The following is a 13,129-nucleotide window of genomic DNA, read 5'->3' as shown; positions in this document are numbered from 1 at the left end:
CTCGGCCACGTGCTAATGTGGACGAGTTGTTCGGGCCGGTGACGGCTCGGAAGGCACGGGTCCGTGGCGCAGTTGGTAGCGCGCTTCGTTCGCAATGAAGAGGTCAGGGGTTCGAATCCCCTCGGATCCACCACCACACGGAAGGCCCGCTCGAGAGAGCGGGCCTTCCGTCGTTTCGGGGGCGGGTTCGTTCGAGTGAGCGTCTGCCGCGTCGGGCCGGCTCCGGTTGCCGGGCCGAGGGCGCCGACTTCGTCCGTGTTCTTTCGCCCGCCGTCACTGCGTCTTACGCCATCTGCCTGTTGAGCGAACCAGACGAGTATGGTTCTCTCACAACACCATCCGATGAACGGCACCGACGGTGCTGGAGAGCAGGCAGAAACATGGTTCGACGCAGGACGACGGCGATGGCAGTAGGCGCCCTCGTGGCAGGAGGCATCCTCGCGGGTAGTGCGGTCAGCGCCTCCGCCGTGACGGAGCGTCCCTCCGAGGGCGGGGTCTGGGATCACGGAACCCGCTCCGGCGGCATCTACGGAAGCGGCGGTCAGGTCTACTCCGAGTACCAGCACAGTGGAAAGAGCCACAAGGCGACGGCCTGCGGTCACGGCGGCTGCGCGTACAGCGGTTGGCAGCCGTCCTCGACGCTCGCCGTAGCGCACTGGTCGCCCCTGCGAGCTTCGGGCAACACGGCTTACTACGACGTCCTCGAGTAGGTCGTCCGCCCCTCATGTCGAAGATGAAACGACTCGTCGTAGGAGGCGCAGTGCTGGTGCTCGGCCTGGCCGGATGCGCGGCTCCTGGACCGTCAGCCGACGGGTCCGCTCCCGTCCGGGAGGTCCCCGCTTTCAGCGGTCCGTGGGCATCGGAGTTCGCCGCCTCCTACGACAGGGCGACGGATGACTTCACCAGGTCCGTCATCGAGGACGGCGTGGTCTCGGAGCAGGAGCGCTCGGAGATGATCGACCGCTTCACCAGGTGCGTCGCAGATCTCGGCTACGGCATCGACGAGTACGCGCTCGACGGGTCGTTCCACCTGACGTTCGCTCCGGAGACGGACGCCGATGCCGCCAACGAAGACGTGAAGGGCTGCTCCCGCAGCTCGGGCGAGACCGAGATCGGCGCCCTCTACAGCTGGACCCATCGCAACCCGGATCGAGCTGACGAGACCACGCTGATCGTGGAGTGCCTCGCCCGCTCCGGCGTCGTGCCCTCCTCCTATTCGAAGGGTGATTACGCGGACGACACGTCGCGCGACGACTTCCCCTTCGTCGACGAGGACGCAGGGCGGGAGGCGCTGCAGGGGTGCCGAATCGATCCCCTGGGAGTCGGCTCGTGAGCCGTCTGCTCACAGTCGGGGACCGGCCACTTCTTGCGATTCGTTCGTTCTTCGAGCATGGCTGACAAACGGGGACCCGGCCTTGTCGTCCTCGCGGCCGTCGTCCTCACCGGCGCCGCGTTCGCGATCGGTCTGACCGTCGCGGCGACGCCGGAGGTGCCGCCATCGGTCGCGTTCCCGAGCTCCGCTCCTGCGGAGTTCGAGCCGACCGCCCAGTCGACGGTCGATGCGCGGGCTGTGAAGCTGGCGGTGGATCAGGGCGGACGGGAGCAGCTGCATGTGCAGCGTTCCGGCACGATCACTGCCCTGGACTGCGCACCCGGGACCGCCATCGACTCCTGGGGCAGCGTCCTCGCGGTCAACGGCTCGCGGCTCCTCAGCATCGCCACTGCGACGCCGCTCTACCGAGACCTCCGCGTCGGCGACACCGGAGACGACGTCCTCGCGCTCCAGAACGAACTCCGCCGCTTGGGTCACGCGGTCCGGGCGGACGGCGTCCTCGGGCGGACGTCCGTGAAGCTCGTCGACACGCGGCTGCGCGAGCTGGGTGCGGCGACGGAGCCGGACGGCATCGCGAGGGAGAGCCTCGTCTGGCTGCCATCCCCGTCGGCTCAGGTGACTGGCTGCTCCGTCGAGCTCGGCGCCACGGTGGAGTCCGGCGCGGCGATCGCCGAGCTGGAGTCGACAGTGTTGGCGGCGGCCGTCGATCCGATCCCCGGTGATCTCCTGCCCGGTGAGCGCGTCGTGCTCGTCGCGGAGCATCGGCTGGCCGTGGATGGTCTCGGGGCGATCCGGTCCGCGGAGGATCTCCGCCTGCTGCGGTCGTCCGCGGAGTTCGAGCAGGCGGTTCGAGCCGTCGGCTCCGGCGCGGGCGGAGGTGCGAGCATCGTAGGTGGCACCGCCACGGTCGTGCTCGACGCGACCCTCGAACTCGCGCAGCCGATCGAGACCTGGGCTGTCCCTCCGGCCGCGATCTACGCGCTCGAGGGGCGCCACGGCTGCGTGCTGGCCGGCGGAGAGGGGGTCGCCGTCGAGGTTGTGGCGTCCGAGCTCGGGAAGTCCTTCGTCCGCTTCGCCTCGCCCGAGCCACCCGCGCGGATCAGCACGGCCCCGGAGAGGACGGGAGGATGCTGAACGGTCGGGATCGGCAGTCCGCCGAGACACTCGACTCCGGCGCGGTCTTCGTCGAGCTGGTGGCAGTGAGTCATTCGTTCGACGCCCGCGCACCGCTCTTCGCTCCGGTGAGCCGACTCCTCCTGCCGTCGCGGACCTATGCGCTCACCGGTCCTTCCGGCTCGGGGAAGTCGACGCTGCTCGGGATCCTGGCGGGATCCCTCGCGCCCTCGCTCGGAACCATCCGGACCTGCGGCGTCGCGCGGACGGGCCGGGTGCTGCAGAACCCGCACGGCACGGCGAGGCGCTCGGCACTCGACCATGTCGTCCTCCCCTTTTTGGCGAGGGGCGAGCGACGGTGGTCGGCCCAGGTCCACGCCGAGGCCCTGCTCAGCACCTTCGGTCTGGAGGAGCGCGCCGCGACGCCGTTCGCGCGGCTCTCCGGCGGGGAGGCGCAGCGGCTCATGCTCGCGCGGGCGGTCGCCTCCGCTCCCGACCTGTTGCTCGTCGACGAGCCGACCGCGCAGCTCGACTCGAGGAGTGCGGAGACCGTCATCGAGGTGCTCGGCCACGTCTCGAGCGGCGGGAGCATCGTCGTCGTGGCGACGCACGATCCGCGTGCTGCGGCCGCCTGCGAGACGGCCATCGAGCTGGCGCCCTAGTGCGGCTCTCGTCCGTCCTCACCGAGGCGCTCCGCAGCACGGCCGCCCGCACGAGCAGGCCGATCCTCGCGCTGGTGTCGTTCGTCGTCGTCGTCGGAGCGCTCTGCCTCTACGACGTGGTGACGGTGAGGTCGATCGTGTCCGAGTTCCGGGCGTTCCACTCCGCCGGTGCGACCATCAGCACGGTGGGGTCGACGCGAGGCATCTCCGGCAGGGCCTGCGAGAGACTCGCCGGAGTAGCAGGGGCCGGAGCGGCCGGCGCCATGTCGGACGGCGGAGGGGTCGTCTTCGAGGCGCTGCCGTCCACGACGGTCCCGAGCCGGAACGTCACGCCCCACTTCGTCGACCTCCTGCCGCATCGGATCGATCCCGAGATCGCCGGTCTGCTCCTCTCCCGTGAGGTCGCGGTCGCCCTCGGCACCGACGTCGGCCAGACGGTGGCGACGACGGCGGGTCCCGTCGCGGTCGCGGGGATCTTCGACTACCCCGACGACGGCCGCCTGCCGGGACTCGGCTGGTCGGTTCTCGCCGTCGTCCCGGCGGACGGGCTGTTCGACGCCTGCTGGCTCGACGTCCCCTTCGTCCAGTCGCCCACGGCGTCGTTCCTTCTCACCGCGGTCACCCCGAGTCCGGCCGAGAAGCCGTCCGTGAGTCGGCTGAACTCCCGACTGGGCGAGCCCTACGACGTCGGCGAGGCCGTCCGCACCAGGTCTTCCCTTCTCGCGGTGCCGAGTGCGGCAGTGCTCGGAGTCGTGCTCGGAGCGGTACTCGTCCGCCTCCGTCGCCTCGAGCTGGCCTCGGCGCTCCACGTGGGCGTCCGTCGATCGGCTTTGCTGGTGCAACTCCTGGCCGAGAACGCGCTTTGGCTGGCCGCTGCCTGGGCCGTGATCCCGGTCGGCGTGCTCGTTCTCGCTCTGCCCGAGAGCCCCGGCGATCGGGCAGCCCTGCTGCACGGCTGCCTCCGCCTGCTCGTCCTGGCCTCGGCGGCGACGGCCGCGGGCTGCGCGGCCGCGACGCTCCTTGTGCGGGAGAAGCGCCTGTTCCGCTATGCAGCAGAGCGCTGACAGCGCCGGGAAACTTCCCATGCCTTTTCTAGGCGTCAACGCGAGAGTTGTCGGCAGTTCGGTCGGGTCCGTCGCTCATTGATGAGACGCTACCGAACGCCGGATCCAATAGAGAGTGACGAAGTGTCAGACGAGGATGAGTATCGCATCGATCGTCGCCTAGCCTGCTTGTTTGCCGGATGCTGGTCGCAGGAAAGTCGTTCGCGGTCGTGGTCCACCGTGTGATCACCGCAGCGTCTTACGCGGCCGCTCCTCTCAGATACGGAGGCTACGCAGCCACTCCGCAAGGGACTGGGTGAGCCGCGAGCTTCGATGGTGAGATCAGGACCCGCCACCGATACGAGTACGGCCGCCGAGTACGGCAGCTCCCGCTGCCACCGCAACGACACCGACTGCAGCGACCATGCTGAGGGCGTGAAGGACGAAGGCTTTGTGCTCGGAGTCTTTGAGTGCTTCGTCGTCGATTGCGGTCTTGAAGAGTTGCATCACCGCGAAACGGTCAGCTGAGCTGAGGTTCTCACGATCGAGCTCCCTAGAGAGCATTGCGCGATAGTCGGCAAATGCCTTGTGAACCTTCTTCTGGCTCTTCCAGTTCGACTTGGCCGCTTCCGAAGCCTGGTCTCGAACGACGGAGAACGAGTCGAGAACAAGAGTTTTGAAGTCCGGGAACTGCTCGATGACCTTCAGTGCGAGTTCCTCGCTCATGTTCGGTAGCTCGGAGGCGAAATCAACGAACTTCTCCCTCGACAAGTTCCGCCACGAGTCGATACCGAGCCTTTGCTTGAGTTGCTCTTCGTTGTCGATGTCCATGGTCGGTCCTTCCGGCGCTAATGAAGACGAGATTTCTCGGTGGCGACGAGGCCACCCTCTCAACTTACGCACTTCTGGTCTTTCCTGGCCCGACAAGTTTGGCCGCGTCTAGTCGGTCCGCAAACGGGTCGGCAGACCCTCGCGCCTCAGAGAGACTCTGGCCCCGTCGTATCACACGCAAATCGCCACAGAGGATACGCAAGTTCGGGGTGGCTCCTGCTCAGCGGGCCGCCGCGTCCGGGTCGCGCCAGTTCTCGATGGTCTGCAGGGTCCAGAAGGCGGTGAAGAGAGCGAGGGCGATCGCCTCGACGATCAGCAGCCACTGCTCGCCGAGGAGCGCCGAGGCCCGGCCGGTCAGCAGGAGGACGATCGCGGCGGCGTCGACCGCGGCCAGGAGGACGGCGAGCGCGGAGTAGGCGAGCGAGTAGGCGCGGAGCGAGCCCGGTCCGCGGACGCCCTGCGAGCGCACCGCGTGCGCGTGGATGCCGGCCACGGCGGCGATGAGCAGGAAGAACAGCGCGGCGGCGGCGTAGTGGCCGAGGTCGGCGAAGGCCGGGGTGGTGGAGAACACGGCGAGGCTTGCGAGAAGCACGGCGGCACCGCCGGCGCGCAGCCAGGCGCCGCGGTCGAGTGCGCGGTCGACGGCGAGGAAGGCGAGCGAGGCGACCAGGGCCGCCGCGGCGACGACGAGGTAGGCGAGCATCCCGACGGCGATCGCGTCCTCCGTGCCGGGGGCGACGCAGCGCGCGACGCCCGCGGGGCAGCCGGTGCCCGTCAGCAGCGCCAGCTCGTCGGAGGGGATCGGCGCGGGCACCAGGGCGATGACGGGAGCGGTGAAGCCGGCGATCACGAGCAATGTGCGGCGGAGGCTGCGCCCGGCGAGGACCACGAGGCCGACCGCGACGGCGAGCAGCGAGCCGACGAAGATCGAGCGCACGGGGGTGTAGTAGGCGGCGCTGATGGAGCGCAGGGGGCCGAGCGTGGCGAGGTGCCAGGTCACTCCGACGCCGAGGAACAGCACAGCAGCGACGAGCGACACCCGGACGTAGCGGTAGGTTCGCAGCGACGAGACGGTGCCGTCGGCCCGCAGCGCGTCGGGGGAGTGCACGGGGCTACTCCGCGCGCAGGCCCGAGGAGGCGAGGGCGAAGTCGACGTCGATGCGGATCGCGACGCGGAGCGGGTTCTCGCGGGGCGTCCGATAGCGCTGCGAGTAGAGCTCGACGGCATGCGCGACGGCCTCGGGGTCCTCCTCGATAGTGGCCGGGCCGCCGAGGCTGAGCCAGCGGATGCCGTCGACCTGGCTGACGGTCGCGGTGCCGCCGCGGCGGACGTTGAGCACCTTCTGGCTCTCGCGCGAGGTGATCACACGGACGACGCCGTCCTCGTAGGTGAAGCCGACGGCGACGACGTGCAGCCGCCCCTGCTGCCACGGGGTCGACAGGGTGGCCAGGTGCCGCTGCGTCACGAACTCGAGGCCGTCCGCGCTGAGGATGCTCATCCCGCGAGCGTAGCCGGGCGGGCTGACCCTCCCCGCGAGATGCCACTTGTGCACGCGACACGCCGCGAAAGGCGTGCACAAGTGGCATCTCGCGAGGGGGCGTCAGGCGCGGAGGAGGAGGGCCTCGCCCTGGCCGCCGCCGCCGCAGAGGGCGGCGGCGCCGAGGCCGCCGCCGCGGCGGCGGAGGGCGAGGGCCAGGTGCAGGGCGAGGCGGGCGCCGGAGGCGCCGACGGGATGGCCGAGGGCGATGGCGCCGCCGTCGAGGTTGACCGCCTCGGGAGCGACGCCGAGGTCGTCGGCGGACTGCAGGACGACCGAGGCGAAGGCCTCGTTGATCTCGATCAGGTCGAGGTCGGCGACGGTGCCGCCGCGACGGGCGAGGGCGCGGAGGATCGCGGCGGACGGCTGCGAGTGCAGCGAGTTGTCGGGGCCGGCGACCTGGCCGTGCTCGGCGATCTCGGCGAGCCAGGGCAGACCGCGCGACAGGGCCCAGCCCTTGCTCGCGACGACGAGGGCGGCCGCGCCGTCGGTGATCGGGGAGGAGCTGCCCGCGGTGATCGTCCCCTCGGGGCTGAAGGCGGGGCGGAGGCCCGCGAGGATCTCGACCGTGGTCTCCGGGCGGATGCCGTCGTCCTCGGACACCAGGAGGTCCGGGCCGCGGCGCTGCGGGACCTGGACCGGCACGATCTCCTCGGCGAGGACTCCGGAGTCGCGGGCTGCCGCCGCGCGCTGGTGCGAGAGGGCGGCGTAGGCGTCCTGGCGCTCGCGGCGGATCCCGCGCTCGGCGTTGCCGTCGTCGGTGACGCGGCCCATCATCCGGTCGTCGAAGGGGTCGAGGAGGCCGTCGTGCAGGAGCGCGTCCTCGAGGGGCCGCGCGCCGACGCCGAGGCCGGAGCGGGCGCCGAGCAGGAGGTGCGGGGTGTTCGTCATCGACTCCTGACCGCCGGCGACGACCACGGAGGCCTCGCCGGTGCGGATCAGGCGGGCGGCGTCGATCACGGCGGTGAGGCCGGAGAGGCAGAGCTTGTTGATCGTGGTGGCGGGAACGTCCCAGCCGAGGCCCGCGCGGATCGCGGTCTGGCGGGCGGGGCCCTGGCCGGCGCCGGCCTGGATGACCTGGCCGAGGATCACGGCGTCGATGTCGTTCGGGTGCGCGCCGGAGCGCTCGAGGGCGGCGCGGACGGCGGCGGCGCCGAGGTCGACCGCGGAGAGCGGGGCGAAGGCGCCGCGGAACCGGGCGAAGGGGGTGCGGGCGCCGCCGAGGATGACGGGGGTGGTGTCGTCGGTGGTCATGGCGGGACTCCTTCGTCGGCGGGTGGATCTCGATACGCCCGCTGCGCGGGCTACTTGATCAGCATGCATCTGCATCCTGGGGCGGGTCGCTTTGGCGGAGGCATCTGCACTCTTGCTGGTCGAGCAGTCCCGCAGGGGCGTATCGAGACCCGGTGTCATCAGCAGGGCGGGGCTGCAGACTCGCGTTCTGAAGCTGGTGGATCTCGATACGCCCGCTGCGCGGGCTACTCGATCAGCATGTGGTGCGCGTATTACTCGATCAGCATGTGGTGCACGTAGTGCTCGATCAGCATGTGGTGCACGTAGTGCTCGATCAGCATGTGGTGTGCGTAGTGCTCGATCCGCATGAGGTGCGCGGGTCGCTCGATCAGCATGCAGTGGGCGGGGTGCTCGATCAGCGGTGGGTCAGGGGACGAGGAGGATCTTGCCGCGGGTGTGGCCGTCCTCGCTGAGGCGGTGGGCGTCGGCGACGTCGTCGAGGGCGAAGCGCGGGCCGAGCTCGATCGAGAAGCGGCCGTCGGCGGCGAGCTGCGCGGCGCGGGGGATGCCCTCGCGGCGCAGCGCCTTCTCCTCGTCGGTCAGCGGGACGGGGCTGCCGCCCATCCAGGCGCGGATGCCCAGCTCGGCCGCCCGCGCGCCGACGACGACGGTGCCGACGTGCTGGGGGTCGCTGACCAGCGCGAGGGAGGCGGCGAGCGCCTCGTCGGTGCCCGCGGCATCGAGCACGCGGTCCACTCCGCCGGGAGCCGCCGCGCGCAGGCGCTCCTCGAGGCCGGGTCCGTAGGCGACGGGCTCGGCGCCGAGCTCGCGCAGCCGCTCGTGGTTGGCCGGGCTCGCCGTCGCGATCACCCGCGCGCCCCGCTCCACCGCGAACTGCACCGCGGCCTGGCCGACCGCGCCCGCGCCCGCGTGCACGAGGAAGACCGAGCCCTCCGCCACACCGAGCGAGACGACCGCCTGGTGGGCCGTGCTGATCGGCACGCCGAGCGCGGCGGCCTCCTCGAAGCCGAGGCCCGCGGGCTTGCCGTCGAGGCTCTCGGGCGCGACGACGACGGACTCGCCGTAGGTGCCGGTCGCGCTGCTCACGATCACCTCGTCGCCGACGCTCCAGCCGGAGACGTCCGCGCCGACGGCGGTGATCACGCCGGCGCCGTCCGAGCCGAGGCGGCGGGGGAAGGGCGGCCCGGGGCGGATGCCGGAGCGCATCTTCCACTCGATCGGGTTCACGCCGGCCGCGCGGATCGCGACGACGACGCCTCCCTCGGGGGCCTCGGGCTCGGGCGCCTCGACGACCTCGAGCACCTCGGGGCCGCCGTTCTCGGTGTACTGCACGAATCGCGTCATGGCGTTCTCCTTCATCGGGCTGTGACCAGTCGAGCTGTGACCAGTCGAGCTGGGACCCATCGAGCTGTGACCGGGAAAAGGGCGGAGCCGGCCGGCTCAGCCCAGCAGCGTCTCGCGCACCTCGCGGCGCAGCACCTTGCCGATCAGCGAGGTCGGCAGCGCGTCGACCGTCACCACCCGCTTCGGCACCTTGTAGGCCGTCAGGTGCAGTCGGCAGAAGTCGCGCAGCGCCTCGGTCTCGACGACCGTCCCGGCGCGCAGCACGACCGCGGCCGCGACGCTCTCGCCGCCCTCCGCGCGGGGCAGGCCGATGACCGCGGCGCGCACGACGTCCGGGTGCGACTCGAGCACGCCCTCCACCTCGGAGGGCGAGACGTTGAAGCCGCCCGTGATGATCAGCTCCTTCGCCCGGTCGACGATCGTGACGAAGCCGTCCGCCGAGACCGTGGCGATGTCGCCGGTGCGGAGCCAGCCGTCGGGCAGCAGCGTCGCCGCGGTGTCCTCGGGGCGCTTCCAGTAGCCCTGGAACACCTGCGGTCCCTGCAGCAGCAGCTCGCCGGACTCGCCGGGTCCGCGGTCGACGGAGGGGTCGGCCGGGTCGACCAGGCGGATCCGGGTGCTCGGGAACGGAACGCCGACGGTGCCCGGCCGGCGGCTGGGGCCGACCGGGTTGCCGAGCGCGACGGGCGAGCTCTCGGTCATCCCGTAGCCCTCGACGAGGAGTCCGCGGCTCGCGCGCTCCCAGCGGTCGACGGTCGCGACGGGCAGGCTCATCGCTCCCGAGATCGCGAAGCGGATGCCGCGCAGGCCGAGCTCGCCGCGCTCGGAGGCGCGGGCCAGCGCGTCGTAGACCGGCGGCACGGCGGGCAGGAATGTGGGCGGCGACTTCTTCGCGGCGGCCTTGACCAGTCCGACGTCGAAGGTGGGGAAGAGCACGACCTTGGCACCGATGCTGATCGCGAAGGTGAGGCAGAGCGTGAGCCCGTAGGCGTGGAAGAGGGGGAGGACCGCGTAGAAGGTCTCGTCGCCCTCGCGCAGGCCGGGCACCCAGGCCTGGCCCTGCAGCGCGTTCGCGCGGAGGTTGGCGTGCGAGAGGATCGCGCCCTTCGGCGTGCCGGTGGTACCGCTCGTGTACTGGAGCAGCGCGGTGTCGGCGAGCGCCGGGCGCGGGTGCGAGCGGGCGATCCGGCGGCCGCCCAGGAGGCGGTCGAAGGGGATCAGCGAGCGGGTGCGCGGGCTCGTGGTGAGCTTGGCGCGCGCCTCCCGCGCCTTCGCCAGGGGCAGCCTCAGGGCGAGGCGCTTGCCGAGCGGGAAGGACGCGGTGAGGTCGACCGAGACGACGCGCTCGACGCCGAGGTCGGCGGGCAGCGCGGCGATGACGTCGGCGGTCTTGTTCCAGACCACCGCGACGCGGGCGCCGTGGTCCTCGAACTGCCGGCGCAGCTCGCGCGGCGTGTAGAGCGGGTTGTGCTCGACGACGATCGCGCCGAGCCGCAGCACCGCGTAGAACGCGATGACGTGCTCGGGGCAGTTGGGCAGCACCAGGGCGACGCGGTCGCCGGCGCGCACACCGAGGCGGCGCAGCCCCTCCGCGGCCCGGGCGACCTTCTCGCCGAGCTCGGCGTAGCTCGTCTCGGCGCCGAAGAACTCGAGCGCGATGCCGCGCTTGTAGCGGGCCACCGAGTCCTCGAGCAGATCGACGAGGGTCTGCGTGGGCGGGTCGATCTCGGCCGGGACGCCCTCCGCGTAGGAGGTCAGCCACGGCTTCATCGCCAGGTTCGAGGTTCCGGAGGTCACGGAGCGAGTATCCGGCACCCGCCTCCGGGGATCCTCCGAGCACTCGGCAGGGGGTGACGCGACACGGGCGCGGCGAGCAGACTGGCGGGATGACTGCAGCCATCGACCTCCTCCGCGACGCCTTCGACCGGGTGCACGGCACTGTGCACGCCGTTCTGGACGACAGCACCCCCGAGCGCCTCGGCTTCCGGGCCGACGCGCAGGCCAACTCCGCGGCCTGGCTCGTCTGGCACCTGACCCGGGTGCAGGACGACCACCTCGCCCCGCTCGCCGGCCGCGAGCAGGTCTGGATCTCCGGCGGCTTCCACGAGCGCTCCGGACTGCCGTTCCCGGCCGAGACGAACGGCTACGGCATGGAGCCTTCCAAGGTCGCGGGGCTCGCCGCGGTGCCGGCAGAGCTGCTCGCCGAGTACTACGACGCCGTGCACGGGCGGACGCTCGCCTACCTCGACACCCTCGAGGACGCCGACCTCGCCCGCGTGGTCGACGAGGACTGGGACCCGCCGGTGACCCTCGCGGTGCGGCTCGTCTCGGTGATCGACGACGACACGCAGCACGCGGGGCAGGCCGCGTTCTCGGTCGGCCTCGCGGAGCGCGCCGGGCTCTGAGCGACGCCGGCCGCCCCTACGGTGGGACGGTGCGGTGGGGGATGAGGGCCCGAGGGGTCGGGGCGGAGTCGATCCCGGCGGGTCTCGTGCTCGTCGTCGCGACGCTGCTGACCCTGGTCGGCTCCTGGATCCCCTCCTACTGGAACGACGAGGCCGCGACCCTGCGCCTCGCGCGGCTGCCGTTGCCCGAGCTGCTCGCCTTCGCGCAGCAGAAGGACGCCGTGCACGTCGTCTACGCGCTGCTGATGCACGGCTGGATCGCGATCGCGGGGGAGTCGGAGCTGGCCGTGCGCGCGCCGTCCGCCCTCGCGGCGGGGGCGGGAGCGGCGGGCGTGCTGGTGCTCCTGCGCTCGCTGGGCCGGCCGCGGGCCGCGCTGCTCGCCGCGATCGTGTTCGTGCTGCTGCCCCGGACGTCGTTCAACGGGACGGAGGCGCGCTCCTCCGCGCTCGCCACGGCGCTCGTCGTGTGGGCGGCGGTGCTGGTGGTCCGAGCGGCGCGGGACGGCGGAGTGCTGCGCTGGGTCGCGTTCGTCGCGGTGGCGGGGCTCGCGAACGCCGTCTTCCTCTACTGCGTGCTCGTGCTGCCGGCCTTCGTGCTGCTCGCGGCGGCCGTCGGGCCCCGGCGCGGCCGCGTCTTCGGTGCCGGCGTGCTCGGCGCCGTGCTGTCGGTCGGGGTAGCGAGTCCGGTGATCCTCACTGCGGCGGGGCAGAGCGGGCAGATCGGCTGGCTCCGCTCGCAGCCGGTGAACGCCTACACGGTGGTCGTCGAGTCGTTCTTCGGCTCGGCGTGGTGGCTGGCGGCGCTCGCCGTGGGGCTGCTGGTCGTCGCGGCGGTCCGGACGCGAGCGGTGCGGTCGCGCGCGACCGGGGCGGGGGCGGTCCACCCGCCGCTCGTCCTCGTGCTGGCCGTCTGGCTGCTCCTGCCGGCCGCGGTCCTGCTCCTCGGCACCGCGCTGATCGAGCCGATGTTCACCCCGCGCTACCTCAGCCTCAGCTCGCCCGCGCTGGCGACAGTGCTGGGGCTGGCCCTCGCCTCCTGGCGCCCGGTGACGGCGGGCGTCCTCGTCGGTGCCCTCGCCGTCGCGGCGCTGCCTGCCCTCGTCCTGATGCGGACGGAGACCGGGAAGCCGGCCGGCCAGGACCTCCGCGCCCTCGCGCAGACGATCCAGGCCGGCGCGCGCCCGGGCGACGCGTTCCTCCTCGGCGACAGCGGGACCGTGTCGCTGCGGCCGCGGATCGCCCTCGCCGCCTACCCCTCGGCCTTCGCCGGGCTCGACGACGTCGCCCTCGAGCGCTCGTACGCCGCGACGAGCACCTACTCCGACGTCCTGCTCGAGGACGACGCGCTGCGGGCCGCCCTCGGGGGCGAGCAGCGCGTCTGGACCGCCGCTCCCGCCTCCGACCCGGCGGCCTTCGACTGGCTCGCGGCGGAGGGCTTCGAGGCCGGCCCCGCCTCGACCGTGCCGACCGCGACGATCACGCTGTGGGAGCGGCGCTGACGCGTCCGCTCCGCCCCGAGCCGTTACCCTGGACCCCGGCACCGTCGCTGAGCGGCGGGGCTCGCGGTGCGAAGACCGCGCCACCGGAAGGACCTGCTCACGTGACG

The 13,129-nt window shown here is 72.0% G+C and carries 14 protein-coding genes and 1 tRNA gene; 8 read left to right on the top strand and 7 right to left on the bottom strand.

Annotation, left to right across the window (positions count from 1 at the left end; genetic code table 11):
• The first annotated feature begins 57 nt into the window (after positions 1-57).
• From MT353_RS02580 to MT353_RS02555, 6 genes are all read left to right on the top strand, one after another.
• A tRNA-Ala gene (locus MT353_RS02580) sits at positions 58-133 on the top strand.
• A gap of 271 nt (positions 134-404) precedes the next feature.
• The gene (locus MT353_RS02575) at positions 405-710 is read left to right on the top strand and encodes a lactococcin 972 family bacteriocin (protein ID WP_243623545.1); all 306 of its coding nucleotides are present in this window, start codon (positions 405-407) and stop codon (positions 708-710) included.
• A 215-nt stretch (positions 711-925) separates the two neighbouring features.
• Positions 926-1,333: a hypothetical protein gene (locus MT353_RS02570; RefSeq protein WP_243623544.1), complete on the top strand. Its 408-nt coding sequence runs from the start codon at positions 926-928 to the stop codon at positions 1,331-1,333.
• Between the two features lie 57 nt (positions 1,334-1,390).
• Positions 1,391-2,467 (top strand): peptidoglycan-binding protein, encoded by a 1,077-nt coding sequence (locus MT353_RS02565; protein ID WP_243623543.1) that lies wholly within the window; start codon positions 1,391-1,393, stop codon positions 2,465-2,467.
• Positions 2,461-3,108, top strand: coding sequence for an ATP-binding cassette domain-containing protein (locus MT353_RS02560; RefSeq protein ID WP_243623542.1), 648 nt, complete (start codon positions 2,461-2,463; stop codon positions 3,106-3,108). The genes MT353_RS02565 and MT353_RS02560 overlap by 7 nt, the downstream gene beginning before the upstream one ends.
• Positions 3,108-4,172, top strand: a complete 1,065-nt coding sequence (locus tag MT353_RS02555; RefSeq protein ID WP_243623541.1) for a hypothetical protein — start codon at positions 3,108-3,110, stop codon at positions 4,170-4,172. The genes MT353_RS02560 and MT353_RS02555 overlap by 1 nt, the downstream gene beginning before the upstream one ends.
• Positions 4,173-4,493: 321 nt before the next feature.
• Here the strand turns inward: MT353_RS02555 and MT353_RS02550 are convergent, their stop codons facing one another.
• From MT353_RS02550 to MT353_RS02525, 7 genes are all read right to left on the bottom strand, one after another.
• Positions 4,494-4,982 (bottom strand): hypothetical protein, encoded by a 489-nt coding sequence (locus tag MT353_RS02550; protein ID WP_123733866.1) that lies wholly within the window; start codon positions 4,980-4,982, stop codon positions 4,494-4,496.
• Positions 4,983-5,202: 220 nt separating this feature from the next.
• Positions 5,203-6,090 (bottom strand): hypothetical protein, encoded by an 888-nt coding sequence (locus tag MT353_RS02545; protein WP_243623540.1) that lies wholly within the window; start codon positions 6,088-6,090, stop codon positions 5,203-5,205.
• 4 nt (positions 6,091-6,094) lie between these two features.
• Positions 6,095-6,481 carry a pyridoxamine 5'-phosphate oxidase family protein gene (locus MT353_RS02540; RefSeq protein WP_243623539.1) on the bottom strand — a complete coding sequence of 129 codons (387 nt, stop codon included), beginning with the start codon at positions 6,479-6,481 and terminating at the stop codon, positions 6,095-6,097.
• Between the two features lie 102 nt (positions 6,482-6,583).
• Entirely contained in the window at positions 6,584-7,774 is a 1,191-nt protein-coding gene (locus tag MT353_RS02535; protein ID WP_243623538.1) for an acetyl-CoA C-acyltransferase, read from the bottom strand.
• 251 nt (positions 7,775-8,025) lie between these two features.
• Positions 8,026-8,148: a hypothetical protein gene (locus tag MT353_RS21395; RefSeq protein WP_279400463.1), complete on the bottom strand. Its 123-nt coding sequence runs from the start codon at positions 8,146-8,148 to the stop codon at positions 8,026-8,028.
• Positions 8,149-8,179: 31 nt separating this feature from the next.
• A complete protein-coding gene (locus tag MT353_RS02530) occupies positions 8,180-9,118 on the bottom strand; it encodes an NADP-dependent oxidoreductase (protein WP_243623537.1) in 939 nt (312 codons plus the stop codon).
• A 96-nt stretch (positions 9,119-9,214) separates the two neighbouring features.
• Positions 9,215-10,915, bottom strand: a complete 1,701-nt coding sequence (locus MT353_RS02525) for a long-chain-fatty-acid--CoA ligase (RefSeq protein WP_308197500.1) — start codon at positions 10,913-10,915, stop codon at positions 9,215-9,217.
• Positions 10,916-11,004: 89 nt separating this feature from the next.
• On the opposite strand from MT353_RS02525, the gene MT353_RS02520 reads away from it, so the two are divergent.
• Both MT353_RS02520 and MT353_RS02515 read left to right on the top strand, forming a co-directional pair.
• Positions 11,005-11,523, top strand: a complete 519-nt coding sequence (locus MT353_RS02520) for a DinB family protein (protein ID WP_243623536.1) — start codon at positions 11,005-11,007, stop codon at positions 11,521-11,523.
• Between the two features lie 41 nt (positions 11,524-11,564).
• Positions 11,565-13,022, top strand: coding sequence for a glycosyltransferase family 39 protein (locus MT353_RS02515; RefSeq protein ID WP_243623535.1), 1,458 nt, complete (start codon positions 11,565-11,567; stop codon positions 13,020-13,022).
• Positions 13,023-13,129: the final 107 nt, after the last annotated feature.

The sequence above is a fragment of the Rathayibacter sp. VKM Ac-2927 genome, from assembly GCF_022815525.1.
GTDB lineage: Bacteria > Actinomycetota > Actinomycetes > Actinomycetales > Microbacteriaceae > Rathayibacter > Rathayibacter festucae.
The sequence above is the reverse complement of the archived record's forward strand: the minus strand, read 5'-3'. Positions and strand labels throughout refer to the sequence as shown.